Below are 26,095 nucleotides of genomic sequence, written 5' to 3' on the forward strand. Positions count from 1 at the left end.
GATATTCATATAATCACCCGTGGTACCACCCACATTCCGGCGTTGACACACCCATATCAGTGCGTTCAATCATCCGCTTCATCCGTTTAACGCCCGGCCGCGCAGTTCGGCTACTGTCTATCCCACCGGTAAACCGGTGCTTGCTTCGCCGTCTGTTCTCGGGGAGGTCATTCGTCCACTCATCAAGCGAATCCTTACAGCCAAGGGATTCTTCTCTGGTCTTGTGGGGATGGAGTACTTGTTCCCGTCATGAAATCCATTATTCATAAATATAGTATTCCCAAAACATTATATTTTTAGATTCTAATGAACTACCACATTAAAGTCAAGAAACTTTGTAGAAATTGCCCGAAAAAAGAAAAAAACCTACAAACAACGTTGTAGGTCCAAAACATATATTATATAAAAAAGGGGGTCATGCTGTTATTATAAACAGGGAATATTAAAGGAACATTGAACAAACATTACAGTTATGTTACAAGCGAGAAAGCGCTTTTATTAAATAAACCGCAAAAGGGCTGCTCCATCTGCAGAACAGCCCTTTTTGTGTACTAATGAATATGCCCTGTACGAATGATAATCTCCAACTTCTTAGGGAATCCAAACGCCTGTCAGGCATTTTTCGCTAATTAATCAAATCGCTCCACATAAGCGTTATTCGCCCGCAAATCATGTACGATCTGATCGTAATCCTTATCCCTTACCTTAACGGACAGCGTATATCTCAGATCATCATAGTCCCGGTCCGTCACGTCCGCTTCGCGCCATGCGTCTCCCAGCGTGTCATCGCCGTGCGGCCGATCTTGCGCTATATCGCGGCTGTCATTGACATCCCGGGAGCCCACGATGACCCCCGGAGCCCCAACGACTCCGCCTGGAGCTCCCATCGTTGTAGCCCCTGCAGTCGCTCCACCCGTGCCGGAATTACCCCATGGCACCAACGGCACAAGGATATTGCCTCCACCTCGAACAGGATCCTGAAGCTGTCCCACCTCCAACTGCTCTGTGTTGTACGTTAACAGCCTCGTCCTTGCGCCTTCAGCGTCATCTTCCGTTCTGAAGTAAGCTTGAATTTGTCTAGACATGTCCATTCCTCCTTTTTTCAACCCGCTTGTTTGAAAAACCGGTATAACATGGACAAACCATACGGCATGCTGCTACTCTCTTCTTACAGTGCCTTTAACAGCTCGCGCACGAAGGCTGGCTCGTCTTTCGGCGTCCGGGAAGTAATGAAATTGCGATCCACGACGACTTCCTCATCCTTAAAGTTTGCGCCGGCGTTTACCATGTCATCCTGAAGCGGAGGATAGGAAGTGATCGTACGTCCCTTCAGCAGGTCGGCGCTTGCAAGAATTTGCGGCCCGTGGCATATTGAGGCAATCGGTTTGCCTGCCTTGTCCGCTGATGCAACAAACTGCAATATATGGGAATCCAGACGCAAATTTTCCGGAGAAGAGCCGCCTGGAATAACCACCGCATCATAATCGTTTATATTGACGTCGGCAACGGCTTTATCCGTTGTATACGATGCCTTGCCCTGCTTACCCTTTACCTCTTGTCCTTGTTTCAATCCAATAATATCAGCTTGATGCCCCGCTTCCTTCACAGCATCATAAGGAGTTTTCATCTCGGAATCTTCGAATTGGTCAGCTAGTAGAAATGCAACTTTACTCATCTGGCATATCTCCTTTCATGATTGTCCTCGATTTGTTATTACCCTGAAATGCCTTTTTTATAACAGTGGAATGAACGGAAGCCCTATGATCTACACATTCAGTTACATGTCATAACAGGGATTGTTAGGACTCCCGACTGATGAGGAATTAAAAAAGAGCCTGAAATGTTCTCAGGCTCTGCTATGTAGTCACCGGAAGTGACTCAACACAATATCCTATTCAGTTCTACGATCTCGGCAGTTGCTTCCGCATATTTCCCTTTATGCTGATGAGCTGTACAGGATCTTCCGAAGCCGTAACCATGCGTTCTGTGCTCGCTGCTTCCCTTATGTCTCCGGACCCGAGCATCGTAGGCAAACTGCTCCATATTGAGAATTTGGGAGGTTGACGCATAAGAACACAGCTCCTTTTGTGTGAATACCTAGCAAGCGATTATCCACTCAGGATGCCCCATCTCTCCAATATGATGCATGCCGCCCGTCTTTTTAACCATTTAGGATCTGCTGTCAATGATCAGGGTTACCGGTCCCCAATTGGTTAGCGACACGTCCATCATAGCTCCGAATACCCCAGTCTCAACCTGCAACCCCTTCGCCAAGAGCTCGCGGTTAAACGATTCGTAGAGTGCATTCGCTTCATCCGGTTTGGCGGCGGCCATGAAGTTCGGACGTTTTCCCTTGCGGGTGTCGCCATAGAGCGTAAACTGGGATACCGACAGAATGGCTCCGCCCACGTCCTGGACGCTAAAATTCATTTTTCCATCCTCATCCTCAAAAATTCGCAGCCCCGCAACCTTCTCAGCAAGGTATTTGGCATCCTTCTCTTCATCCTCGTGCGTCACACCTACCAGCACCATCAATCCCGCTTCAATCTTGCCTACGATTTCATTGTCAACCGTAACTTGCGCATGCTTACATCTTTGAATAACCACTCTCATTGGTTTAGCTCCTTCTTTTCCAGAAAATAAAACGGCCTGTCTCCCGCAGGATAACAGACCGCATTCGTATAATCATCCGAGACTGTCCATGTCCATGAAACCCCAGAGTCCGTTAACCACGCAACCGTGCCATCACTGCATGATTCGATGAACGGTATATACATCCTTCACCCGCTTGATTCGTTCCACAACGGAATGGAGGTGATCCGTATTGCGGATCAAAATCGTCATGTGAATCATCGCCATTTTGTTCTTGTCAGATCGACCGGTCACAGCGGAAATATTCGTCTTGCTCTCTGATACGGCCTGAAGGACTTCGTTTAACAGTCCGTTACGATCATGGCCTGTCACTTCGATATCGACGCTGTAATTAGCCTCCACGGCCATTTCCCATTCCACCTCGATTACGCGTGCGGCCTCCTCGCCTTCATCCACAGTCGGCAGATTGGCACAATCCGAACGGTGGACCGATACGCCGCGACCGCGGGTAACGTAACCGACAATATCGTCGCCAGGCACGGGATTGCAGCATCTAGCGAAACGCACAAGCAGGTTATCAATCCCTTTGACGCGTACGCCGTTCGTCGGACGGCTTCGTTTCTCCGCCGGTTTGATTTCCTTCATCTCGGAGGTCAATTCAAGCTGATTCGCTTCCTCCTGCTCCTTACGGAGCTTCTCGGTCACTTTGGTACAGATTTGGGCGGCAGCGATCCCGCCGAAGCCAACCGCGGATAACATATCATCAATATCATTAAAGGCGAATTTCTTGGCCGCCTCCATTAATTTATCATCGGTCGTCCACTCGGACACATCAAGACCGAGGCGCTTGATCTCGCGCTCCAGCATCTCGCGCCCCTTCTCCACGTTCTCTTCCCGCTTCTCTTTCTTGAACCACTGCTTGATTTTACTGCGAGCGTGCGAGGATTGGGCAATCTTCAACCAGTCCTGGCTAGGACCGTACGAATGTTTCGATGTTAAAATTTCCACAATATCGCCGGTCTTGAGCTGATGATCCAGCGGAACAATTCTGCCGTTGACCTTAGCACCAATAGTACGGTTTCCTACTTCAGTATGAATTCGGTAGGCAAAATCGAGAGGGACGGAGCCAGAAGGCAGCTCGATCACTTCGCCTTTGGGCGTAAACACAAAAACCAAATCGGAGAAAAAGTCCATCTTCAGAGATTCTACAAACTCCGAGGCATCCTTCGTCTCATGCTGCAGCTCCAATATTTCACGGAAGAACGTCATTTTATTATCGAAGTTGCCTCCGGAACCTTCTTTGTAGGCCCAGTGTGCCGCAATACCGTACTCCGCCGTACGATGCATTTCCCAGGTCCGGATCTGAACCTCCGTCGGTTCCCCGTTGGGTCCAACCACCGTCGTGTGGAGGGATTGATACATATTCGTTTTTGGCATGGCGATATAATCTTTGAAACGGCCAGGCATCGGCTTCCACAGGGTGTGGATGATGCCAAGCGTAGCATAACAATCCTTAATATTGTCGACAATAATGCGGATTGCAAGCAGATCATAGATTTCGTTGAATTGCTTATTCTTCACCGTCATTTTCTTAAACACGCTGTAGATATGCTTGGGTCTGCCGGATAAGTCGGCTTGTATACCCATCTCGTCGAGCTTCTCACGGATACAGACTATGACATTGTCAATATACTGCTCACGTTCAGCCCGCTTTTTGTGCATCAAATTCGCAATGCGGTAATACTGCTGCGGATTCAAGTAACGAAGCGCAATGTCCTCCATCTCCCACTTGATCGCGGAAATACCTAGACGATGGGCGATCGGGGAAAAGATCTCTAGCGTTTCAAAGGAAATACGGCGCTGGCTTTCCTCGGACTGATACTTAAGAGTGCGCATATTATGAAGCCGGTCCGCCAGCTTAATCACGATCACCCGGATGTCCCGGGCCATCGCTATAAACATTTTACGATAATTTTCGTTCTGTTGCTCTTCTTTGGATCGGAATTGGATACGCTCTAGTTTCGTTAAACCATCCACCAGCAGTGCGCAGGTATCCCCGAAGCGCTCACGGATCTGCTCAAGCGATACAGTTGTATCCTCAACGACATCATGAAGCAACGCAGCAATAATAGACAACGTGTCCATCTGCATATTCACCACGATGTCTGCAACCGCAAGCGGATGAAGAATATAAGGTTCTCCCGATTTCCGCACTTGTCCGTGGTGGGCTTGCTCCGCAAATTCATAAGCTTCCTGGATGCGGAGAAGATCGGGTTCTTTTATATAGGCGCTGGCCTTTTCGAGTAATCGCTCTATGCCCATTTTGGAGTCCTTCTCTTCCCTTTCTATATAAAATGGAACCCGCCCTTGTCAAAACGTGCAGGTTCCCTCGTGATTGTTTTCCTATCATTATGACGCTTGAGACGTTATACGTCAACATGTCGAGCGTTCAGACACTTATAGTATGCCCGTTTCCGGCGCGGAGACATCAAAACTTGACATCCATTGGGTATTTTGACGAACTGTAAAAATTATTGTTGAAAAAACGAACGATTGTATTTAATCTATTAAAGATCGTACGCGAACGGTCCTATATTTAAAGTCCTAAGAGGAGTGAAATGGTTTGCAACGAGAAATTCAAGTTGATGAGAAACTTCCGTTTGGTCCAGGTTTTCTTCTGAGCCTGCAGCATTTGTTCGCCATGTTCGGAAGTACGGTGCTTGTACCGAACCTATTCGGTGTGGACCCCGGCATGATCCTGCTGATGAACGGTATTGGTACACTGCTATACATTTTCTTTTGTAAAGGAAAGATCCCGGCTTACCTGGGCTCCAGCTTTGCGTTTATCTCTCCGGTTCTGATCGTGCTCGCCAAAGATCCGGATGCCAACTATGGCAAAGCCTTAGGAGCCTTTATCGTTACAGGAGTTATCTTCTGTGCGGTAGCTCTCATTGTTAAATATGCGGGTACCAAATGGATCGACTTTGTATTCCCTCCAGCAGTCATGGGTGCCATCATTGCCATGATCGGGCTTGAGCTTGTACCAGTTGCAGCAGGTATGGCTGGTTTTTTACCAGAAGAGGGACAGTCCATTGATCCGAAAATCATTACGATTTCGCTCGTGACTCTTGGTGTCACCGTATTCGGGGCCATCCTGTTCCGCGGCTTCTCCAAAATCATTCACATTCTGATCGGGATTGTGGTCGGTTATGCTCTGTCCTTCGCTCTAGGCGTCGTAGACACCGAGAAAATCGCGAACGCGAAGTTCCTGTCGGCTCCGGAGCTGACCACCCCGGTATTCGATTATGGGGCGATCTGGACTATCATTCCGGTTGCGCTCGTTGTTATCGTGGAGCACATCGGGCATTTGCTGGTAACAAGTAATATCGTGGGCAGAGACCTTTCCAAAGACCCTGGCCTGCATCGCTCTCTTCTGGCTAACGGTATATCCACCATTCTGTCAGGATTTGTTGGCTCCACACCCAATACCACCTACGGTGAAAATATTGGTGTGATGGCACTCACAAAGGTATACTCGATATTCGTAATTGCCGGAGCAGCCGTTATTGCAATTGTGCTTTCCTTCTCCGGCACGTTCTCCGCTGTTGTAGCCAACATTCCTACCCCTGTAATGGGCGGCGTATCCCTGTTGCTGTTCGGGGTTATCGCAGCTTCCGGGCTTCGGATCTTTGTTGAGCAAAAGGTCGACTTCTCCAAGGCAAGCAACATGATCCTGGCTACGCTGGTACTGGTAACAGGGATTAGCGGCGTAACCTTGAAGTTTGGTACCGTCGAGCTGAAGGGTATGGCCCTGGCTACCATTGTAGGCGTCCTCATGGCTCTCCTCTTCAAGGTCTTCGAGATTACCGGCCTCTCCAATGAAAAAAATGATGAGCCGCTCGTAGAGAAGACGCCGGATTAATGCAAACCATCTTTATTGTACATTGAAAAACGCCCTGAGCAGATAGCTCAGGGCGTTTTATTATTTCCCGGGAAAATCCGGAAGAGTTTTGTCGTTTATTCGTATTGCATCAACGTAAATACATCGATTCCATCCAGCTTCGATCGGCCATTCAAATCAGCCAGTTCGATCATGAAAGCAGCTCCCACAACATTTCCGCCCAATTGACGAATGAGGTTGACCGAAGTCGAAATCGTACCGCCTGTTGCAAGAAGATCATCCGCAATCAATACATTTTGACCCTTCTCGATCGCATCGGTATGCATCGCCAAGCGATCTTTTCCATATTCGAGGTCGTATCCCACTTCAATCGTTTCATAGGGAAGCTTTCCGCTTTTACGTATTGGCGCGAATCCTACTCCAAGAGCATAAGCCAGCGGAGCACCTACGACAAATCCACGAGCTTCGGGACCAGCTATCACATCAATTTTGAGATCGGATACCATGACCTTCAATTCTTCGATGGCTTTGCGATACACCTCACCATTCTTCAGCAGTGTAGTAATATCTTTGAAGCTGATCCCCGCCTGCGGAAAATCGGGAACGACACGAATATAATCTTTAAAATCCAAAATAATCTCCTCCTGTATAGTTGCGGTTAAGATACGCCTTTTGTGCGGGACATCATCCATTGGGTTAACTGTTCGGTACCGGCATGCAGCAAATGCTGCTCCATATCCGCCAAATCGCTTAGCTCACGGAAGTGACGGGAAGCGTCCAGCGGTTTTTTCTCCGGCTTCGGTATAAAGGTAATCTGTCCCTGGGCACGCTGGATGAACGCCAGTTCCTCAAACACATCCAGTACTTTGATCAGCATGCGTGTAGATAAGGAAGTCTGCTTCTGCAGACGTACTACAACCTCATTCTCCGACATGGGAGCGGACGTCATCCCGGCAAGTGAAACGTACAGCTTTTTAAACTGTTCGCGGTCCGGAATTTGCAGTCGTTCGCGCAGGTTCCGGGTCGGATGCAGCATGAATATATTAGGAACGGAATGGAAGGCTGACATAAATGCATCCAGTTGTTCAGCCGTCTCCGGTACATCCAGTACGAACAAAACGGAAATATCTTTTTGACTGTTTTCAGCAATATCATTATCCGGCATGATGCCAGCATTCCTATCATATACCCAAAGGCACATATCATACAATTGACTTTTTATTTCCGGATGTGAATCTTTTGCGTACACCACTGCCGAACGAACTGCAGGGCAACGCAGATGCGGCTCCAGCTCCGCTCTCCACCGCTGAATTTCCTGTAACGGCTCTTTGATCCCGCGGTAGTCAAACACCTGTTGATAAGGAGCGCAGATATCCTGAATCATGAGCTGTGCTTTACGGCTCCCGTTCCATTCATTCACGGAAAGCTCACCAAGCACATCCACAGCCGTGCCTACCGGCAATATATCGGCAAGATGCCCCCATCCGAATGAGATCGCATCCATAACCTCCCGCTTCTGCTGTAAGCGAAGCTTCAGATGTTTTCCTTCTTTGCCGATTTTACGGACTTCCTTTATGACAACATTCCGGAAAACGATCTTCGGCACGGCATTCGCCATGCCAAACGGACCTAACTGTTCAATCTGTTCAATAACGGGCACCGATACCTCCGACAAGTTGGCCTCCAGGTCCGCTTCACAAATTGCGATCAGATGCTCTTCTTCGAGTGCTTCCTCAGCATATCGATGGAGTCCCTGTTCAAATTCCTCCAAGCGATCCCGATGGAGGCTCATGCCCGCTGCAGACGGATGGCCGCCAAAATGGTCCATGACATCCTTGCAGGAGTGCAGAGCCGCATAAATATCAAATCCCGGAATTGAACGGGCGGAACCTTTACAGTTTCCCGTCTCGGGATCAATCCCGAGGATAACGACAGGCCTGTAGAATCGCTCCAATATTTTGGATGCCACGATACCAACCACGCCAACATTCCAGCCTTCACCCGCCAATACGATGACAGGAGGAACCTCCTGTCCTCTCCAGCGGTTTTGAACCATGCCAAGCGCTTCCTGGACAATATTTTCGACCACTTGCTGCCGATCCTTGTTCAGCCCATCCAGTTCCCAGGCAAGCCGCTCCGCTTCTTCACGGTGTTCTGTTGTAAGAAGCGTAACGGCACGGCCTGCATGATCCAAACGGCCACTGGCGTTAATCCGTGGTGCCATGGAGAATGCCACATTTACGGCAGTCACCTGCTCCACATGGATCCCCGATACCTCCAGCAAGCATCGAATGCCTTCATACCTCGTATTCCGCATCGATTCAATTCCGTGCTTCACAAGCACCCGATTCTCCCCCGTAAGCGGCATCAAGTCAGCAATGGTCCCGATGGAAACAATCTGAAGCCATTCCTCCGGTGGTTCTCCAACGAGAGCCTGTGCCAGCTTGTAAGCCACGCCTACGCCTGCCAACCCCTTAAAGGGATATGGGCATGTAGGGATTTTCGGGTTGATCAGTGCATAAGCTTCTGGCAGCACTTCAGGCGGCTCATGATGGTCCGTGACAATCACGTCGATGCCAAGGCTGTTGGCATACGCAATTTGCTCGACTGCACTAATTCCAGTATCTACGGTAATGACTAGACTGACCCCTTGCTGATGGGCCCAATCCAGCGCGTGATTATGTAAGCCATAACCTTCATTGGATCGGTGAGGTATATAAATATCATAAGATGCACCCAAGTAGCGCATCAGATGAATCATTAATGACGTGCTGGAAACACCGTCTGCATCATAATCGCCATAGATCAGAATATGTTCCCGATCCTCCAGCGCTTTACGAATACGCGGGACAGCCTCCTGCATCCCCTGCATGAGATAAGGGTCATGCGTCAGCTCAAACGCTCCATATAGAAATCTCCGTCCATCCTCGGCTGATTGTATCCCCCGTGACGCCATGAGTGAAGCCACCATGGGTGGCAGCGCCAGATCCTGGGCCAGCCTATCGGTGATCGATGACTCTGCCGAGCGTATTCTCCATTCATATTTGGAATACAGCACAGGGACTCACCTTCCTTTTCCTGCCTTTTTCCTGTGGACTTATACCTGTTAGCTCCAGACGCTACTGCGGCAGTGTCGGCATATCGTTGTCCATTAAGTCATAGTTCGATTTATATGGATAACCCGGTTCATAGGGTACAACGTGAATTTTGGCATCCGTAACCTGAATAAAGCGATGGGTTAACAGCTTCCGGATTCGCTCGGCAATCTCTTGAGCCTCCAATACGGATGTCCGCGGATTCACGGTAATTTTCACTTCAATGTTCACATGACGGATCTGCCCGTATTCCTGAACCTTCAGTTCCTCGATCGTGATCACGCCATGCACTCGCTGAATCGTATCCATGAAATCGGCTTCGTGCTCATGCCGCTTCTCTTCCACGAGCGTTCCATAAACGGAATGAACGATTAGTATATACCCTTTGCGGACCACGAGACAAGCCACAATCAGAGCCGCAACCGAATCCATATAGAGCAGGGGTGTCCATTCAAAATAAGAGCCCCCCATAGCTAGTGACACGCCGATTAATACCGTAAGCGAAGAGTACAAGGCAAATCGATGATCTGCGGACAGCACCTCATACCGGGGATCCTTGTTTCTTTTTATCTGCCGACATTGGTACTGAAACACCGCTTCATTCACAGCGAGTGATATGAAAACGGCAAGCAGTGCCGATTTGGTTGGCGGCTCCAGGTCGCCTGATGCCATGGTCTGAATCGCGGATACCGCAATTTGAATACCGCCCATGATCAATAAAACGGCAAATAGAATCGAGATCACGGGCTCCGTCGTCTCCGAAACCTTCTGTTTGTCCCGAATGGAGCTTTTATTGCCGAATATACCCAGGCTTGGTAAACGGTCCACCAATAAAGTTACGGCATTTGCCGCAGAATGCAGAGCATCTCCGATTAGAGCCTTACTGCCGGATAAATATCCGACGATCCCTTTACACAAGGCTAATGCAAAATCCGTAACAATGCCTGTCCAAAGGACAGTCTCCGTATGATTCAAACGTTCATTGCTCACTTGAGGCCCCCCTCAATGTCACTATCGATCCTATATTTATTATCGCTGTTAACTTTAGAAAGCCGCGTCGCCTGCGACGCGGCTTTCTACTTGTATAGGACCCTCTGCTATCTAGACTGCTACGCCAACAGCGGCTGCATTAGATTTCAATCTTATCTTTGCTTGGCTTAGGTGAATTTGGTTTATTGCTGACATTGCGCCCCTTAAGGACGAGCCACAGCGGACTTGCGATAAAGATCGAAGAGTACGCGCCGAATATCAACCCGATACAAATGGCCAGCGAGAACATCTGAATCGACTCACCGCCAAGCAGGAGTATGAAGAACGCTGCAATAAACACGGACAATGCCGTATAAATCGAGCGGCCGAGCGTCTGAGATAAGCTTTTGTTCACCAGATCCTTAAGATCCGAGAATCGCTTGATCTTGGTAAACCTCAAATTCTCCCTGATCCGGTCAAAGATTACGATCGTATCGTTAATGGAGTAACCGATAATCGTCAGAACGGCAATAATGAATGTCAGATCCACCTCAAGACCGAGGATAGAGAAAATACTGATGACCACAAATGCATCATGCAGAAGGGCTACGATCGCTGCAATCGCAAAGCGCCATTCAAAACGGATGCTGACATAGATGATAATCCCGATACAGGAAATCAATACCGCATAAATTGCGTTTCGGCCCAGCTCTTTTGCCATTTCTGGGTCCACCGTATTGACCTCGAAGGTGGCTGTTTTATCCAGCTTCTCAATGCCGGAACGCATCTTCAGATCCTCATCCTCGGTCAGCACCTCGCTGAATCGAATATTCACGCGGTCATTACCAGGAGTTATGCTCGCACCTTCACCGATTCCTGCCTCTTTTAATACGGTATTAATCTGCTCCGTAGTCAGCGGCTTGGAGAGAGAGATATCTACGTTCGAGCCGGATTGGAAATCAACGCCGTAGTTAAGTCCACGAGTCAAGAGGAATACCAAGCCCAGAATCGTAATTGCAATGGATAGAATATAAAAAAATCTGCTTTTGCCTACGAAATCAAAGTTTTTAAAGCTCACGAATGTCACGCTCCTTTACGCCGTAATGGCTCGGTTTGCGGGCCCAACCAATATTCACAAGTAGATTGAGCAAGAAACGGGAGAAATAAACGTTCGTGGCAATACTTAAGATGATCTCCAGAATCAATACAAGCGCAAAACCTTTGACCGCGCCGGTACCAAATCCGAACATGACAGCGCCAACGAGTATCGTCGTCAAGTTGGAGTCCATAATGGCTCGCAGGGATGACTTACCGCCTGCTTTCACCGCTGATGGAACACTCTTGCCAGTTCTGATCTCTTCCCGAATGCGCTCATAGGTGATGATATTGGCATCAACCGCCATACCAATACCTAATATAAATGCTGCGATACCTGGAAGCGTCAACGTAAAGTCAGCCCATACGAAAATAAGAATCAGAAGCCATGTATGCAAAATAAGTGCAAAGCTTGCCAGCAAACCAGGTACGCGATATCTGATAATCATGAACAGCAGAATCACAACAGACGCGATAAGACCTGCTTGTACCGTTTTCGTAAGAGATTTCATACCGAGCGTAGCTCCTACGCTCTGAGAGTACTTCTCAACCAGCTTCAGCGGCAGGGCACCGAGATTAATCGTATCCCGGATCTGCTTTGCTTCATCCAGCGAATAGCTCCCCGTAATTTGTGCGGTACCGTCCGTTAATGCGGCCCGTACCGTCGGAGCTGACAGCAATTGATCGTCCATGAAGATAGCCAGCTCTTGACCGAGAAGACGTTGTGTAATTTCAGCAAACTTCCCTTTGTCCTTCACTTTAATATCTATCATAGGCTGATTAAGCTGGTCATAGGCAATCGATGCGCCGTTCTCGACGAAATCGTCGCCGCGGAGCTCAATTTTACAGAACTCCTCGCCTTCTTTACAGCCGTCATTGCTTCGGAATGTGAGGTTCGCAGGTTCTTTCATCGTTTTTCGAACTTCAGCCTCATCCGTTACGCCAGCCACCTTCAAGCGAATCCGGTTCGCCCCTTCCGGCGTAACCTCAGGCTCAGAGGTTCCCATTGCATCCGCACGCTTTTGCAAGCTCTTTGCGGTTTCCTGCAGTGCTTCTTTTGTGACTTGCTGCCCTTCCATCAAAGGCTCTGCTTCATAAAGGATTTCGAATCCACCCTTAAGATCCAGACCTAGACGGACGTCTTTCAGCAAGCCTGGAGTTGTAACGGCCATTAAAACAGTGATCACGAGTACGGTTCCGACGAAACTGATTATTCTCTTCATGCCGTCCTTTGTTCCCCCTTTTTACTCAATATTCCTATTATAGCGATGTCATAAAACCCAGTCAATTTATCAAAATTTGTCGGGTTTATGAATGAACCCTTATATCCGCAAGGCAAAAGGGACCTCTTCGATTAATCGAAAGAAGATCCCTTATATGCTGATATTGTCATAAAGTTCATTAAAGCTGTCGCCTTCAAGGACAGAACGTCATTGACCAGTTTGTGGAGGGAGGGGATGCCTTCCTTTTCATATTTGCTGCTGACACAGTTCCAAATATCGTCGCTAGTCACATATTCGTACCCAATCAAATGCATTTCCTCAGCCTTGCTCAAGCATACCATCTCAATGGTGCTCATCAAATCTTCCTCGCTCATTTGCTCGAGTTCCATGCATATGGCCTCCTCACTGACTCCCTGTTGTCCCTAAGTTACATTCGACATGATACATTGCTTTCCTTCTATTCCTACCATGTCCTGAAAAAAAAGTAAAGTCATCAGATGGGACAGGTAGGGCATATCCATAAGAATAGCCATGTCGTGTCACCGTATTCAGTCTTAACCAGGGAGTGGGATGGACAGTGAACAAGCAATCATTTATTAAAGGAACGCTGATCTTACTTGCAGCCGGCATATTAAACCGCCTACTCGGTTTTATCCCCCGGATCGCCCTCCCCCGGATCATTGGACCCGAGGGTGTCGGAATTTACCAACTGGGTTATCCCTTCTTTATCGTGCTCGTGACGATCATTACCGGCGGAATTCCGCTGGCCATTGCCAAAATGGTTGCCGAAGCGGAAGGCGCCGGAAAGCGTGATGCTTCCAAGCAAATCCTGCATGTCAGCCTGATGGTGACCCTTACAGCAGGCGCCCTCTTTACGGGACTTAGTCTGCTCCTTGCCCCTTGGGTAACCGGCGTGCTTTTGCCGGACGAGCGTGTATACCAAACCTTTATCAGCATGACACCCATGTTGATCATCATTGCCGTTTCGTCGGTCTATCGTGGATATTTCCAGGGCAAACAGAACATGATCCCCTCAGCAAGCTCCTCCGTGATCGAGACGATTGTCCGAATCATTTGCATGCTCTGGTTTGCGCATCTCTTGATGCCCAAAGGCATCGCTTACGGGGCTGCGGGTGCTATGCTCGGAACTGCCGTGGGAGAACTGATTGGCATGATAGCCCTGCTGCTGCAATATCCCGGAGAGGGACGACCTAGGAATAAACTTTTACCTAAGCCGCAACCGCAAGAAGTAATATCCGAAAAAACTGCAAAAGAAGGCGCTTCCTCGAATAAAGGCATCCTGAAACGTTTATTCGGTATTGCATTGCCTGTGACGGGGGGCAAGATGGTAGGTTCATTCTCCTACCTCCTGGAGACAATCCTGACCAATCGCAGCCTGGCCATGGCAGGTATAGCGACATCCGTAGCAACCGCTCAGTATGGAGCACTGCAAGGGATGATCATCCCTCTCCTGTTATTGCCCGGTGCTCTGACGGTTTCTCTGGCCATCTCTCTTGTACCTTCACTCTCGGAAGCTGCCGCCCGCAATGACCGGACGACCATCCACAAACGAATGAACCAATCTCTTCGGCTAGCCCTTGTCTCCGGAGCTCCGTTTGCCATCATTATGTTTGTCCTGGCTGAGCCATTATGCTTGCTCCTATACGACAACGCGGAGATTAGCGATATGCTCAAAATCATGGCGCCGTTTGCCTTGTTCCTGTATGTGCAGTCCCCGCTTCAAGCTGCCTTGCAAGCTCTGGACCGTCCGGGCCGGGCATTACTCAACACGTTATTCGGGGCGATCATCAAAATGAGCCTCATCGTGTTTTTGGCATCCAATCCCTCCTTCGGCATAATAGGGGCCGTCATTGCCATTATCGTAAACAGCATTGCAGTTACATTACTCCACGGTTTCAGCCTATCGAGACTGATCGGCTTTCGATTCCGTCTGTTGGATTATGTCAAAATCGGGGCGGTTATGATCATTATGGGTGCCTGCGTTCTCTATGGGTACAAACATCTTCCGTTTTCGACCGCGCCATGGCTGCAATTTTGGGCTTCCATCACAGTGGGTATTCTGGTCTATTTCATCATGATTTTTATGACCAAGCTGGTAACACCGCGAGATTTGGATCGTGTGCCTTTCGTCGGCACCTGGTTCAACAAATTCAGCCGTCGTTAGATCCTGTCTTTACGGTCAATGTAAATCCGGCCTTTATGGTCAATGGAGCATAGAAAAATATCCTTAAAATCCTTAGCACCGTAATTCTGTATCTCATTCTTAAGCCAGAACCGCGTTTTATCGATTAATTCAAGGTTCTCGTCCTGCACCTTTCCATCCAATATAAGCGGAATAGGCAGGCCTTCATACGTAATTTTATCGTAAGGAATATCTACGATTGTAGGATTTTCTTTTTCCGATTGGGATGAAGTAGATGAAAAATTGGTGGACCCTGAGGTGTTGGATGAGCTTGAAGAGTTATTCAAACTGCTGTTTGAGCTGTCCCCCGTATCCTTTGGAATCACGGTGAGCTGACCGGATGTTTCAAGTATCGCAAATTCAACATCCGACAGACTGTCAATGTCTTTGCCCCTTAGCTGCTGCATCAGATCATCCAGATTATAGCGAAGCTTTGCCATCTCCTTACGGTGCAGCCTGCCCCGGGACACCAATATGCTTGGCTTTCCGTCGGCAAACAGCCGTATTTTTCGATTCTTCAGTCCGATGTAAGCAAGAACTACCTGAATGGCAACCAAAACGGCGATAGGAGCAAGTCCCTCCCAAATCGGCTTTTTGACATCTTCCAGAACAAAAACGGCAATCTCTGCAATCATAACGGATATGACCAAATCGAAGATAGACAGCTTTCCGATTTCCCGTTTGCCCATGATTCTCATGGTGACAAAGATGACCACATACATCAGAATGGTCCGCAGAATCAGAATAGTCATATGAGACATAAACAATCCCTCCTAGCTTGTCGAACATTCTCATGTACAGCTATTCTGGCCTGCTATAGCTTTTCCCATTCGATTACAACGGATTAATTATTGGAAATCATGCAAAACCGAATGCAAAATGCTCAGTTTGTACTATATGTACAGGCTTGGCCATACAATTTAATGATCAAGATTAGTTAAGGGGGATGATTCATGGAACCGATCCGGCGAGTTTTCACTTTCAGGATCTCCAATCCGATTCTTTCAGGACTTTTGTATTCTTTTTTTTGGATGTTTCTTGGCGCGTTTGCGTTATCCCTACTTCTATGGGGCAGCGGACTAGCCGAAGATGATTTATCGTTCTACACGTTTCTCGTACATGCCATCGCAGCCTTTATCGGAGGTTGTGTGAGCGGCAAGCGCGCAGGAAACAAAGGTTGGTATTACGGCTGCCTGACAGGGCTGATATATGGCATTACGCTGCTCGTCATTGGCTTTCTTGCTTTGGATAGTTCCTTATCTCTCGGAGATTTGACGCTGATTGTCACGGTATTTGCTGCCGGCGCCATCGGGGGAATGTTCGGGGTCAACTTAAAAAAATAAAGTTTCACGCTAATGCTCCTGGCGAGCATCCACTGCCATGCTAAAAACCAAAGGCCGACTCCTAAAAGGAATCGGCCTTTGTTATAACGATTACATTCCATATGTAAGTGAAACGTAATTATGCATCCGCATTCACACTATGGCTGATAGAGTTGCGATCAAACGTCAACTTCGTTACATCGTTCACTTTCAAGACCACAATATCGTCGGTAATCTCCACAATTGTACCGTGAAGGCCTCCAATGGTTACCACTTTATCGCCTTTTGACAAGGCGCTAAGCATTGCGTTTCTGGTCTTCTGTTTCTTCTGCTGTGGACGAATAAGCAGAAAATAAAAGATGACAAACATCAAGACGAAAGGCAGAATCAACCCTAAAATACCGCCTCCGCTTTGACCTGTACCAGCTGCTAAATCAAATGAAGCTCCAAACATTCCTTTCCCCCCTTTCACAAACTTATCATGATGACCATGAACTTGCTTTAGAACCCTTTTTCATTATCATGTAGGCCGTACTTATCAAAAAACTCATCGCGGAAATCAAGCAGACGGTCTTCCATAATACTCTTACGCACGTTACGCATCAAATTGAGCAGGAAATGCAAGTTATGATACGTCGTCAATCTTAATCCAAACGTTTCATCACTCTTGATCAGATGACGCAGATAAGCACGCGAGTAGTTACGGCAAGTGTAGCAGTCACATTCCGGATCCAGCGGTCCGTAATCCCTGGCATATTGAGCATTTCGAACGACAAGACGGCCTTGACTTGTCATCGTTGTCCCGTTGCGAGCGATCCGCGTCGGAAGCACGCAATCGAACATATCCACACCACGAATCGAGCCCTCAATCAACGCATCGGGTGATCCGACTCCCATCAAATAGCGAGGCTTATTGTTCGGCAGCAGGGGCACCGTGTAATCCAGCACTTCATACATAAGCTGCTTCGATTCTCCCACACTAAGTCCACCAATAGCATAACCCGGGAAATCCATGGAAGTCAAATCACGGGCGCTCTGACGGCGCAGATCCTCATGCATGCCTCCCTGAACGATGGCGAATAGGGCTTGGTCTTCCGGTCTAGCATGGCTCTTAAGGCAGCGTTCAGCCCAGCGAGAGGTCCGCTCGGTTGATTGTTTAACGTATTCATACTCCGCAGGATAAGGCGGGCATTCATCAAAAGCCATCATAATATCAGATCCGAGCGCGTTCTGAATCTCCATCGCGACTTCCGGGGAGATAAACAGTTTATCTCCGTTCAAGTGAGAACGGAAATGTACGCCCTCTTCCGATATTTTTCTCATTTCTGCCAAGCTGAATACCTGGAAACCTCCGCTATCGGTCAGGATCGGACGGTCCCAGTTCATGAATTTGTGCAGTCCGCCCGCTTCCTTCACAATATCATGTCCAGGACGCAAAAAGAGGTGATAGGTGTTGCTCAATATAATGTGGGCATCCATAGCCTTTAGTTCTTCCGGGCTCATGGTTTTTACGGTTGCCAATGTTCCCACCGGCATAAATGTCGGCGTATCGATCACGCCGTGCGGGGTGTGCACTCTGCCGAGCCTCGCGCCCGATTGTTTACATGTTTTAATATGTTCATAAGTAACAGCTGCTACCATTGTATTAACCAACCTCCGAATTAATAGATAAACATCGCGTCGCCAAAGCTGAAGAATCGATATTCCTTCTCAACAGCTTCCTTGTACGCTTTCATAATGTGTTCGCGTCCGGCCAGCGCACTGACCAGCATCACCAGCGTGGATTTCGGCAGATGGAAATTCGTAATCAGCGCGTCCACAACGGTAAAAGCATATCCGGGATATATGAAAATGCTTGTCCAGCCGCTGCTCTCACGCAGTGGCTCGCCTTTCAGCGCCGATCCAACCGTCTCCAGCGTTCTGCAAGAGGTAGTCCCTACAGCGATAACCCTGCCCCCGCGCCGCTTCGTTTCATTCAGCAGCTCAGCGGTTTCCTGGGAAAGGGAATAGTATTCTTCATGCATGACATGATCTTCAACCTGTTCCACGGACATCGGACGAAATGTCCCCAGTCCCACGTGCAGAGTAATGAAGGCGATGTCTACTCCCTTGGCCTGAATCTGTTCCAGGAGAGCTTCCGTGAAGTGCAGGCCCGCTGTGGGAGCGGCTGCAGATCCTTCATGCTTCGCATACACGGTCTGATACCGATCGCGGTCATCCAGCTTCTCCTTAATATATGGCGGAAGCGGCATTTGCCCCAGTTCATCCAGGATTTCTTGGAAAATCCCTTTATACGAAAAGGATAGGATGCGAGCACCCATCTCGCCTTCTTCCTCAATGATCGCTTTTAATTTACCGTCCCCAAAGGAAATTACGTTCCCTTTTTTCAACTTCTTGCCGGGTTTCACAAGTGCTTCCCACCGGTCTTGCCCCATATTCTTCAGCAGAAGGACCTCTGCTTTCGCACCGGTGTCTTCCTTTGCACCGAACAATCGGGCCGGTATGACCTTGGTATCGTTTAATACGAGTGTATCCCCCGGATTCAGGCTGTCTATGATGTCCGCAAACGTTTGATGGCTTATATGTCCGCTCTCTTTGTCCAGCGTGAGCAGCCTGGAAGAGCTTCGATCAAGCAGCGGCGTCTGTGCAATTAAGTGTTCGGGTAATTCAAAATCATACAAATCCACATTCATGTCGGTCAGTCCTTCGTAATAGTCGTGTTGCGGTAATAGTGTTGGAGTATCTGCTTGTAATCATACCCTTCATCTGCCATTCCTTTGGCCCCCCATTGGGACATGCCCAGTCCGTGACCCAAACCTTTACCGGTAAATTTAAAGCCGAAAGAGTTTTCAATCACACGCGCTTTCCCCGTTCCATTCATCACAACGGTACCGGAACCTTTGACATTTCCGTTACCGCTCCCTGAGATAACGGATATCGTTTGGCCGCTTGAAACCGTTGATACCGCACCATTCGCGCTCAATACAGTATAACTTCCGGTCGATTCAATATCAAACAATGTGCTTGGCAGACCGTTAAAAGCCGAGCGGAACATATCCGGATATTTTACGTCCAGCACTTGACCGTTGGCTTTAACCGTAAGGGCACGTCCAGACGGGCCTCGCTCCGTTACATCCAGCGAAGTAATAGAAGCAGGCAGGCTGCTAGAGGTTTTTCCTTTTAGAGAGGACAGTAGTTGATCCGAAGTATACGGACCTCGAACCCAGTCATAGCTGTTGGATTCTGCCACTTTCTCAAGGACGACAGCCGTTTCTCCTGGATTCATCTTGCCTACAGGCTCAACGTTCGATTGGATCAATGGCAATGGGCGTACATTCGTGTCCTTGGCGGTAACGGTCATATACAAGAGTCCTGCCGATGTTTTGTTGCCGGTTTCCTTCACATTGTCCTCACGGACATAACCTGTAGCGCCACTCGGAAGAAGTACATGATACCAGGATTTAAGCGCTGCCTGGGATGTGGAATCTCCAGGGCTTTCCACCGCGGCAAACAGATCGTTACGGTTACCCCACACCTCGGTGGAGTCCGCCGTCATTCCTCCGCTATTGGAGGAAAACACGGTTTCCACTATTTTTCCATCTTTCATGACTACTTCGCCGTCGGTTGCATCCACTGCTTGAATAATGCTTGGATACTCATAGGCTGTCCCGTAATAGGCCTGGCTTAGCGTGGTGTCCACGACATGGGCTACCTCGAACTTATTTCCTTGGAAGAGCGCATAACTGCGTGCTGCCACAGCCTGTGCTTTCAGAGCTTCAGCCCCCCAAGTAGACGGCACCTCGGCTCCAACGACGGAATACAGGTACTGCTGGAACGGCAGTTCATTGACAAGATACAATTGACCGTTCTTTTGTCCGATCTCCAAAGCGCCGCGATACGAGCGATCCGATCGCTCCTTCACATTCGTTCCGGCACCTGAGCTTCCTTCTACCCGCAGAACCGACTGACCACCTGACAACATATAATGCTGTGTCTCTTGAGGAGTCGCCAGGTTCAGGCTTACATCTCGTCTCATCATCAGACCCGGGGTAGCGGCATTTATTTCAACGAGGGCGCCGGATATTGGAGCGGCTTCCTGTCTGACTGCAGCCAGATCGGTTGTGTTGGCTGCCTCGCCTACCCAAACCTCATAAGCGGATGCACCTCCGTTAGGTACCACAACATTGAAGGCATCCATGCCGGCATTTGCATACGTCTTACGTACAGATTCCGCCTCAGCCTCCGATCCGTACGATCCCGCAGACAAATGCAGCCCGCCTTTAACAGAAGGCGTATGACCATTCAGATAAGCAGCCACTGTCTTCGCAGTTCGCGTTGCCGCGTCAACGGCCGCTTTCTCTGTCCCATACATACCGGCATATAGTTTGTATACGTTGCCGTCTGCAAATAGCATCGGTTTGTCATTCGTCGCCTCCAGTTTTTTCGCCGCTTCCGAAGCCGTTTTCCAATCCGTGGTCTCAAGCACCTTGACGCGGTATGTATCCACACTCATTCGGACCTGCTGGTTTGCTGGAATGCTCATCAAAGTCTGCTGAGCACCGGATACAAGCAGCGATGTCGTCAAAACCTCAGCGGATTTCAGCGTAACGGCATTGGTTGTTGATTTATACTGACTTCCCAGCTCCAAAAACATCGCAACTCGAATCGTATCTATTGAAGGAGCCGCCGCATGTACTGCAGGCGCGCTCCATAAGGTTCCGGCAACAGCCAGTGACAAGAGTCCCTTGGTGGTCCAACTAAATAATGATTTCGTCCAGTTCCTATCCATTTAAGTCTTTCCTCCTGTAGCTATTAGGATTTGGTATGAATGTAATAATTCTATAATCTAACGACGATCCTCTGGAAAGGGAATACCTAAATGTTGATAAGCTGTGGGTGTTACAACCCGTCCCCGGGGTGTACGCTGCAAGAAACCGATCTGCAGGAGGTACGGTTCATAAACATCTTCAATGGTTTGGCTTTCCTCTCCAATGGTTGCCGCAATGGTATCCAGGCCTACAGGCCCCCCACGGAAACTTTTGATCATGGCGTTCAACATTTTATGATCAATAAAGTCCAGTCCCATCGGATCGATCTGCAGCATCTTCAGCGCTTCCTGAGCGATGCTTGGTGTTATCATGCCATCTCCTCGAACCTGGGCATAATCACGTACCCGTTTCAAGAGACGGTTGGCAATGCGGGGCGTCCCGCGCGACCTCAGGGCAATCTCTTCTGCTGCCTCTCCTAATATCTCGATCTCCAAAAGATCAGCATTGCGTGACACAATGTAACTCAGCTCGTCCACCGTATAGAATTCCAGACGGCTTACCACGCCAAAACGGTCCCTAAGCGGCGCAGAGAGCAATCCAGCCCGGGTAGTGGCGCCAATTAAGGTAAACGGCGGCAGGTCCAGACGCACCGAGCGTGCGCTTGGCCCTTTCCCGATCATAATATCCAGCGCAAAATCCTCCATCGCCGGATACATCACTTCCTCTACCGTCCGGTGCAGCCGATGGATCTCATCAATAAACAGGACATCTCCTTCCTGCAGATTAGTGAGAAGTGCAGCCAGATCCCCCGGTCGCTCGATTGCCGGACCGGAAGTCGTACGGAGATTAACGCCAAGCTCATTGGCGATAATATTGGCCAGCGTCGTTTTACCGAGACCCGGAGGACCGTACAACAACACGTGGTCAAGCGCTTCGTTACGCATTTTTGCCGCTTCGATATATACCTTGAGATTTTCCTTAACTTGATTCTGTCCTATATATTCAGCCAAATAGCGTGGACGCAGACTAAGCTCGACAGCCTGTTCGTCCATCATCAGATTGGCGGAAATAATTCGATCGTCCATCTAATAAACTCCTCTCCTGCAGCGATCCTCTAACCGGCGTACAGCTGCTGCAGTGCCCGTTTCATCAGCACATCGACGGATTCACCGCTTGCGGCAGAATCCTTAATTTTGAGCCAGACCTTGTCCAGTTCGCTATCCGTATAACCAAGAGCCTTCAATCCCTCACGTGCCTCAGACCACGCCGAGCCGTCAGCTTCCGGCTCAGGCTCCTGAATGGCAAAAAGACCGGTCATCATGCTCGCATTTCCGAATCCCTCAAGCTTGTCCTTAAGGTCCAGAATCATGCGCTGCGCTGTTTTCTTACCGATTCCCGGAAGTTTGATTAAGAAGGATACATTCTCCTGGTAGATCGCGGAAACCACATGATCCGGAGATCCCCCGCCCAATATGCCCAACGCCACACGCGGGCCGATTCCCGAGACTTCGATCAGTTTACGGAACAGCTTCTGTTCCTCCCGCGTCGGAAATCCAAACAGCAGGATGGCATCCTCACGGACATGATGATGGGTAAACACCGTGACGGTTCCTTCGGTTTTGGCAAAGGCATACGGATTCGGACAGAACACCCGATATCCTACCCCATGAACATCCAGTACAATATATTCACTCTCTAAGTGGACTACCTGTCCCCGTAAAAAATCGATCATTTTCGCAATACCTCATTTAACTTGGAATTCAGTGTATAGGAATGCGCGTGACAGATCGCTACAGCCAATGCATCCGCCACATCGTCAGGTTTGGGAATGCTCTGCAACTTCAGGAACATCCTGACCATCTCCTGTACCTGTTTCTTCTCGGCTTTGCCATAGCCGACAATCGCCTGCTTCACCTGCATCGGCGTATATTCTGCAATCGGGAGCCCGCGCTGGACCGCAGCCAGGATAAGAACCCCTCTTGCCTGGGATACAGACATCGCCGTGGTTACGTTGCGGTTAAAAAACAATTTTTCGAAAGCAACGGCCTCAGGTTCATATTTATCAATAAGCTGCTGCATGCCTTCGTACACGTGCTGCAGCCTCTCTTCATCCGGTGTATGGGCTTCCGTCTGGATACAGCCATACTGTACAGGTGTGACTTTACTTCCAACCTTATCTACAAACCCGAAACCTACAATCGCAATCCCGGGGTCGATCCCTAAAATGCGCAAACCAATCTCTCCTCTGATGAAGCGAACATATGTATCGTTCTCTCATTATAACAAAAGATCGACCTCTGTTGAGGAAAAACTTTGATCCTTTAAGCAGTCGTTACGTATCCACTATATTGAGACCGCTGATATCCCCCTCCAACGCAAAAAACTGCCCGGAAAATTTCCGGGCAGCAGCATTTTCGGTCACCAAGCGACAAAGCTGGGACAATTTTAAGGGGTCGGGTTCATGACATTCTCAGCCATATCCCGTGCATAATCGCTAAAGGTTGACAGAACACTGTTATACTCTTCCATATCTTGGATTCGAATACCTTCTTCAAGCTGCTTGATCACATCTTTAGGCAAAGAAGACTCCATCGAACCGACATCCAGCTGAAAGAAGGTTCGCATCACTTTCTCCTCTTCCGGTGGGCCGTCAAACAACGTTAAGTTTCCTTTGGAATCGATACTCATATAAGCTTGCCTCTTACAGGTGGGTGAAAGGTCGGATACGGTGTGCTCCAGCCAAACTACACCTTTGTTATCCAAGCGTCCCTGCCATAAAGGATTTTTATTCATCAGTTCATAAATACCGTCCGCCGTAAGCTTTCCCATATTCTGCTCTTCGATGCCACATACATAAGTGATGCGAACATGAACATGCTTCTTTCCCTTTGAGGTATTCAGCTTCTGCATGAATTCCCTCTGATCCTGCCTGCGTTCTTCCTGCTTCTCATCCTCGATCTGCAAGTAATGCATCGTTTCTACGGCCAGTGGCGTTTCGTCGGATGCAGCAGTGAGCAGCTTATTCATCTGATCCTTTATATTCTGGCCGGACCATATCATGACACCTGCGATCAATAGGATCGCACAAGACCAAATCGCGCGTCTCCAGCGTCTCCAGCGTTTTCTGAACAGCTTCTTAAAGAAATGAAAAACACTCAAGGTTATCCCCTTCTATTCAATGTTTTTCATATTGTGACCGGGAAGCTGCCAAATTATTCAGTTTCGTTTTTGCCATTAGCATCATTTTCAATCCATGACAAAGAAAGACTGCCTTCAGTTACACTGAAAGCAGTCTTTCGATTCGAATCGGGATGACACGATTTGAACATGCGACCCCCTGGTCCCAAACCAGGTGCTCTACCAAGCTGAGCTACATCCCGTTAATTAATGCCGGTGAAGGGACTCGAACCCCCACGGTTTCCCTCACGATTTTGAGTCGCGCGCGTCTGCCAATTCCGCCACACCGGCACAATAAAACTTCATTTAGAGTAAGTAATTTAGTTTAAAAATGGCACGCCCTGAGAGATTCGAACTCCCGACCTTTTGATTCGTAGTCAAACGCTCTATCCAGCTGAGCTAAGGGCGCAAAATGGAGCGGACGACGGGAATCGAACCCGCGACCCTCGCCTTGGCAAGGCGATGCTCTACCGCTGAGCCACGTCCGCAATGTAAATATGTATTCCGTCTCAAGCTCTCTTGGTAAAGATGGTGAGCCATGAAGGACTCGAACCTTCGACACCCTGATTAAAAGTCAGGTGCTCTACCAACTGAGCTAATGGCTCTTATTACTAAGAGGAAAGAATGGCGGAACTGACGGGATACTCTCTCTTCGTTCGAGACTGCGAAGTCTATGCTAATGAAGATGATGCTTCGACGAACCCATGATGGATTCTCATCCCTGAAGCTTGTAAGAATGGCGGAACTGACGGGATTCGAACCCGCGATCTCCTGCGTGACAGGCAGGCATGTTAGGCCTCTACACCACAGTTCCATGAGGCATTATCGCTATCGCGATATAAATTGGTTGCGGGGGCAGGATTTGAACCTACGACCTTCGGGTTATGAGCCCGACGAGCTACCGAACTGCTCCACCCCGCGTCATTATAAGGGTTGCTGCAATGGTGATAAATTATGGTGGAGGCTGAGGGGATCGAACCCCCGACCCTCTGCTTGTAAGGCAGATGCTCTCCCAGCTGAGCTAAGCCTCCATATTGTGGTGACCCGTAGGGGATACTCTCACTTCGTTCGAGACTGCGAAGCCTCTGCTTACGAAGTTACCCTCCGACGAACCGACGGGATTCTCATCCCCTGATGCAATTAAGAAAGTGGTGACCCGTAGGGGATTCGAACCCCTGTTACCTCCGTGAAAGGGAGGTGTCTTAACCCCTTGACCAACGGGCCATATATGCAGTCCTTGCTGGCGGAGAGAGAGGGATTCGAACCCTCGAGACGCTTTTGGCGCCTACACGATTTCCAATCGTGCTCCTTCGGCCAACTCGGACACCTCTCCATAAGTGGCTCCCCGAACAGGACTCGAACCTGTGACAACTCGATTAACAGTCGAGTGCTCTACCAACTGAGCTATCAGGGAATATGTATCGCTTGGCGACGTCCTACTCTCCCGGGACCCTTCGGTCCAAGTACCATCGGCGCTGGAAGGCTTAACGGTCGTGTTCGGTATGGGTACGCGTGGAACCCTTCCGCTATCGCCACCAAACGTATATTCAGGATCCGGCATCGCCAAATGCCGTGATCATCCTCCTTGCAAGTATAACTTGTACACTTACAATTCAGTTTTGATCACCTGAAAACTAGATACGAAACGAATTTGCGTGTTTTAGAATCCGTAGCATTTCCCCCATGTAATATCGGGGTCCCCGGAAAGTATTCGGCGTTGCTTCAAAACTTCGCTTCACTTTTTGGGGT

General features: G+C 48.9%; 22 protein-coding genes, 11 tRNA genes and 1 rRNA gene. 3 read left to right on the forward strand and 31 right to left on the reverse strand.

What is annotated here, in order from left to right:
- Positions 1-629: 629 nt before the first annotated feature.
- The 4 genes from ABEW73_RS14910 to ABEW73_RS14925 form a co-directional block, all read right to left on the reverse strand.
- Positions 630-1,085 (reverse strand): hypothetical protein, encoded by a 456-nt coding sequence (locus ABEW73_RS14910; RefSeq protein ID WP_430167251.1) that lies wholly within the window; start codon positions 1,083-1,085, stop codon positions 630-632.
- An 83-nt stretch (positions 1,086-1,168) separates the two neighbouring features.
- Positions 1,169-1,675 (reverse strand): type 1 glutamine amidotransferase domain-containing protein, encoded by a 507-nt coding sequence (locus tag ABEW73_RS14915; protein WP_430167252.1) that lies wholly within the window; start codon positions 1,673-1,675, stop codon positions 1,169-1,171.
- Positions 1,676-2,169: 494 nt separating this feature from the next.
- The gene (dtd, locus tag ABEW73_RS14920) at positions 2,170-2,613 is read right to left on the reverse strand and encodes a D-aminoacyl-tRNA deacylase (RefSeq protein WP_076320444.1); all 444 of its coding nucleotides are present in this window, start codon (positions 2,611-2,613) and stop codon (positions 2,170-2,172) included.
- A gap of 132 nt (positions 2,614-2,745) precedes the next feature.
- Positions 2,746-4,914, reverse strand: a complete 2,169-nt coding sequence (locus ABEW73_RS14925) for a RelA/SpoT family protein (RefSeq protein WP_430167254.1) — start codon at positions 4,912-4,914, stop codon at positions 2,746-2,748.
- Between the two features lie 301 nt (positions 4,915-5,215).
- Between ABEW73_RS14925 and uraA the strand changes: the two genes are divergently transcribed.
- Positions 5,216-6,514: a uracil permease gene (gene uraA / locus ABEW73_RS14930; RefSeq protein WP_430167256.1), complete on the forward strand. Its 1,299-nt coding sequence runs from the start codon at positions 5,216-5,218 to the stop codon at positions 6,512-6,514.
- 95 nt (positions 6,515-6,609) lie between these two features.
- Here the strand turns inward: uraA and ABEW73_RS14935 are convergent, their stop codons facing one another.
- The 6 genes from ABEW73_RS14935 to ABEW73_RS14960 form a co-directional block, all read right to left on the reverse strand.
- Positions 6,610-7,125, reverse strand: coding sequence for an adenine phosphoribosyltransferase (locus tag ABEW73_RS14935; RefSeq protein ID WP_430167258.1), 516 nt, complete (start codon positions 7,123-7,125; stop codon positions 6,610-6,612).
- Between the two features lie 26 nt (positions 7,126-7,151).
- On the reverse strand, positions 7,152-9,551 hold the full coding sequence (recJ, locus tag ABEW73_RS14940; RefSeq protein WP_430167259.1) for a single-stranded-DNA-specific exonuclease RecJ: 2,400 nt from the start codon (positions 9,549-9,551) through the stop codon (positions 7,152-7,154).
- 61 nt (positions 9,552-9,612) lie between these two features.
- Positions 9,613-10,578 carry a cation diffusion facilitator family transporter gene (locus ABEW73_RS14945; RefSeq protein WP_430167261.1) on the reverse strand — a complete coding sequence of 322 codons (966 nt, stop codon included), beginning with the start codon at positions 10,576-10,578 and terminating at the stop codon, positions 9,613-9,615.
- Positions 10,579-10,717: 139 nt separating this feature from the next.
- Positions 10,718-11,635 carry a protein translocase subunit SecF gene (secF, locus tag ABEW73_RS14950; protein ID WP_430167263.1) on the reverse strand — a complete coding sequence of 306 codons (918 nt, stop codon included), beginning with the start codon at positions 11,633-11,635 and terminating at the stop codon, positions 10,718-10,720.
- Positions 11,625-12,875: a protein translocase subunit SecD gene (gene secD, locus ABEW73_RS14955; protein ID WP_430167265.1), complete on the reverse strand. Its 1,251-nt coding sequence runs from the start codon at positions 12,873-12,875 to the stop codon at positions 11,625-11,627. Before secD ends, secF begins: the two co-directional genes overlap by 11 nt.
- 131 nt (positions 12,876-13,006) lie before the next feature.
- On the reverse strand, positions 13,007-13,264 hold the full coding sequence (locus ABEW73_RS14960) for a post-transcriptional regulator (RefSeq protein ID WP_430167267.1): 258 nt from the start codon (positions 13,262-13,264) through the stop codon (positions 13,007-13,009).
- A gap of 188 nt (positions 13,265-13,452) precedes the next feature.
- Here ABEW73_RS14960 and spoVB point away from each other — a divergent pair, with 188 nt between their 5' ends.
- Complete coding sequence (gene spoVB / locus ABEW73_RS14965) at positions 13,453-15,060, forward strand: stage V sporulation protein B (RefSeq protein WP_430167269.1); 1,608 nt, start codon at positions 13,453-13,455, stop codon at positions 15,058-15,060.
- Here the strand turns inward: spoVB and ABEW73_RS14970 are convergent.
- Positions 15,057-15,839 (reverse strand): YetF domain-containing protein, encoded by a 783-nt coding sequence (locus ABEW73_RS14970; RefSeq protein ID WP_430167271.1) that lies wholly within the window; start codon positions 15,837-15,839, stop codon positions 15,057-15,059. The genes spoVB and ABEW73_RS14970 overlap by 4 nt on opposite strands.
- Positions 15,840-16,031: 192 nt before the next feature.
- Here ABEW73_RS14970 and ABEW73_RS14975 point away from each other — a divergent pair, with 192 nt between their 5' ends.
- On the forward strand, positions 16,032-16,421 hold the full coding sequence (locus ABEW73_RS14975) for a TIGR04086 family membrane protein (RefSeq protein ID WP_215162314.1): 390 nt from the start codon (positions 16,032-16,034) through the stop codon (positions 16,419-16,421).
- A 118-nt stretch (positions 16,422-16,539) separates the two neighbouring features.
- On the opposite strand, the gene yajC is transcribed toward ABEW73_RS14975, so the two are convergent.
- The 20 genes from yajC to rrf form a co-directional block, all read right to left on the reverse strand.
- The gene (gene yajC, locus ABEW73_RS14980) at positions 16,540-16,854 is read right to left on the reverse strand and encodes a preprotein translocase subunit YajC (protein ID WP_430167273.1); all 315 of its coding nucleotides are present in this window, start codon (positions 16,852-16,854) and stop codon (positions 16,540-16,542) included.
- Positions 16,855-16,901: 47 nt separating this feature from the next.
- Positions 16,902-18,041 (reverse strand): tRNA guanosine(34) transglycosylase Tgt, encoded by a 1,140-nt coding sequence (gene tgt / locus ABEW73_RS14985; RefSeq protein ID WP_430167275.1) that lies wholly within the window; start codon positions 18,039-18,041, stop codon positions 16,902-16,904.
- A gap of 20 nt (positions 18,042-18,061) precedes the next feature.
- Complete coding sequence (gene queA / locus ABEW73_RS14990) at positions 18,062-19,093, reverse strand: tRNA preQ1(34) S-adenosylmethionine ribosyltransferase-isomerase QueA (protein WP_430167277.1); 1,032 nt, start codon at positions 19,091-19,093, stop codon at positions 18,062-18,064.
- Positions 19,094-19,098: 5 nt separating this feature from the next.
- Positions 19,099-21,189, reverse strand: coding sequence for a SpoIID/LytB domain-containing protein (locus ABEW73_RS14995; protein WP_430167279.1), 2,091 nt, complete (start codon positions 21,187-21,189; stop codon positions 19,099-19,101).
- Positions 21,190-21,246: 57 nt separating this feature from the next.
- Positions 21,247-22,254 carry a Holliday junction branch migration DNA helicase RuvB gene (ruvB, locus tag ABEW73_RS15000; protein ID WP_076320428.1) on the reverse strand — a complete coding sequence of 336 codons (1,008 nt, stop codon included), beginning with the start codon at positions 22,252-22,254 and terminating at the stop codon, positions 21,247-21,249.
- A gap of 29 nt (positions 22,255-22,283) precedes the next feature.
- Positions 22,284-22,901 (reverse strand): Holliday junction branch migration protein RuvA, encoded by a 618-nt coding sequence (gene ruvA, locus ABEW73_RS15005; protein ID WP_430167282.1) that lies wholly within the window; start codon positions 22,899-22,901, stop codon positions 22,284-22,286.
- Positions 22,898-23,401 (reverse strand): crossover junction endodeoxyribonuclease RuvC, encoded by a 504-nt coding sequence (ruvC, locus tag ABEW73_RS15010; protein ID WP_076320426.1) that lies wholly within the window; start codon positions 23,399-23,401, stop codon positions 22,898-22,900. The genes ruvA and ruvC overlap by 4 nt, the downstream gene beginning before the upstream one ends.
- 213 nt (positions 23,402-23,614) lie before the next feature.
- Positions 23,615-24,328 (reverse strand): BofC C-terminal domain-containing protein, encoded by a 714-nt coding sequence (locus ABEW73_RS15015; protein ID WP_430167284.1) that lies wholly within the window; start codon positions 24,326-24,328, stop codon positions 23,615-23,617.
- 147 nt (positions 24,329-24,475) lie between these two features.
- Positions 24,476-24,549, reverse strand: a tRNA-Pro gene (locus ABEW73_RS15020).
- A gap of 8 nt (positions 24,550-24,557) precedes the next feature.
- A tRNA-Leu gene (locus ABEW73_RS15025) sits at positions 24,558-24,637 on the reverse strand.
- A 41-nt stretch (positions 24,638-24,678) separates the two neighbouring features.
- A tRNA-Arg gene (locus ABEW73_RS15030) sits at positions 24,679-24,755 on the reverse strand.
- A 4-nt stretch (positions 24,756-24,759) separates the two neighbouring features.
- A tRNA-Gly gene (locus tag ABEW73_RS15035) sits at positions 24,760-24,834 on the reverse strand.
- A gap of 41 nt (positions 24,835-24,875) precedes the next feature.
- Positions 24,876-24,951 (reverse strand) — tRNA-Lys (locus tag ABEW73_RS15040).
- Positions 24,952-25,083: 132 nt separating this feature from the next.
- Positions 25,084-25,160: transfer RNA gene (locus tag ABEW73_RS15045), tRNA-Asp, on the reverse strand.
- 30 nt (positions 25,161-25,190) lie between these two features.
- Positions 25,191-25,267: transfer RNA gene (locus ABEW73_RS15050), tRNA-Met, on the reverse strand.
- 34 nt (positions 25,268-25,301) lie between these two features.
- Positions 25,302-25,377: transfer RNA gene (locus ABEW73_RS15055), tRNA-Val, on the reverse strand.
- A 118-nt stretch (positions 25,378-25,495) separates the two neighbouring features.
- Positions 25,496-25,570, reverse strand: a tRNA-Glu gene (locus ABEW73_RS15060).
- Between the two features lie 17 nt (positions 25,571-25,587).
- Positions 25,588-25,679, reverse strand: a tRNA-Ser gene (locus ABEW73_RS15065).
- Positions 25,680-25,684: 5 nt separating this feature from the next.
- Positions 25,685-25,760, reverse strand: a tRNA-Asn gene (locus ABEW73_RS15070).
- Positions 25,761-25,769: 9 nt separating this feature from the next.
- A 5S ribosomal RNA gene (gene rrf, locus ABEW73_RS15075) occupies positions 25,770-25,886 on the reverse strand.
- Positions 25,887-26,095: the final 209 nt, after the last annotated feature.

The organism is Paenibacillus lautus (assembly GCF_050482385.1).
Taxonomy (GTDB): Bacteria; Bacillota; Bacilli; order Paenibacillales; family Paenibacillaceae; genus Paenibacillus_AQ; species Paenibacillus_AQ lautus_B.

Excerpts from the sequence above, each read along its gene's own strand:
- ABEW73_RS14925 (WP_430167254.1), bottom strand. The coding sequence starts at position 4,914 with ATGGGCATAGAGCGATTACTCGAAAAGGCCAGCGCCTATATAAAAGAA.
- tgt (WP_430167275.1), bottom strand. The coding sequence starts at position 18,041 with ATGGTAGCAGCTGTTACTTATGAACATATTAAAACATGTAAACAATCG.
- ruvA (WP_430167282.1), bottom strand. The coding sequence starts at position 22,901 with ATGATCGATTTTTTACGGGGACAGGTAGTCCACTTAGAGAGTGAATAT.
- ABEW73_RS14915 (WP_430167252.1), bottom strand. The coding sequence starts at position 1,675 with ATGAGTAAAGTTGCATTTCTACTAGCTGACCAATTCGAAGATTCCGAG.
- ABEW73_RS14995 (WP_430167279.1), bottom strand. The coding sequence starts at position 21,189 with ATGGATAGGAACTGGACGAAATCATTATTTAGTTGGACCACCAAGGGA.
- dtd (WP_076320444.1), bottom strand. The coding sequence starts at position 2,613 with ATGAGAGTGGTTATTCAAAGATGTAAGCATGCGCAAGTTACGGTTGAC.
- secD (WP_430167265.1), bottom strand. The coding sequence starts at position 12,875 with ATGAAGAGAATAATCAGTTTCGTCGGAACCGTACTCGTGATCACTGTT.
- ABEW73_RS14970 (WP_430167271.1), bottom strand. The coding sequence starts at position 15,839 with ATGTCTCATATGACTATTCTGATTCTGCGGACCATTCTGATGTATGTG.
- ABEW73_RS14910 (WP_430167251.1), bottom strand. The coding sequence starts at position 1,085 with ATGTCTAGACAAATTCAAGCTTACTTCAGAACGGAAGATGACGCTGAA.
- ruvB (WP_076320428.1), bottom strand. The coding sequence starts at position 22,254 with ATGGACGATCGAATTATTTCCGCCAATCTGATGATGGACGAACAGGCT.
- yajC (WP_430167273.1), bottom strand. The coding sequence starts at position 16,854 with ATGTTTGGAGCTTCATTTGATTTAGCAGCTGGTACAGGTCAAAGCGGA.
- queA (WP_430167277.1), bottom strand. The coding sequence starts at position 19,093 with ATGAATGTGGATTTGTATGATTTTGAATTACCCGAACACTTAATTGCA.
- ABEW73_RS14960 (WP_430167267.1), bottom strand. The coding sequence starts at position 13,264 with ATGGAACTCGAGCAAATGAGCGAGGAAGATTTGATGAGCACCATTGAG.
- ABEW73_RS14975 (WP_215162314.1), top strand. The coding sequence starts at position 16,032 with ATGGAACCGATCCGGCGAGTTTTCACTTTCAGGATCTCCAATCCGATT.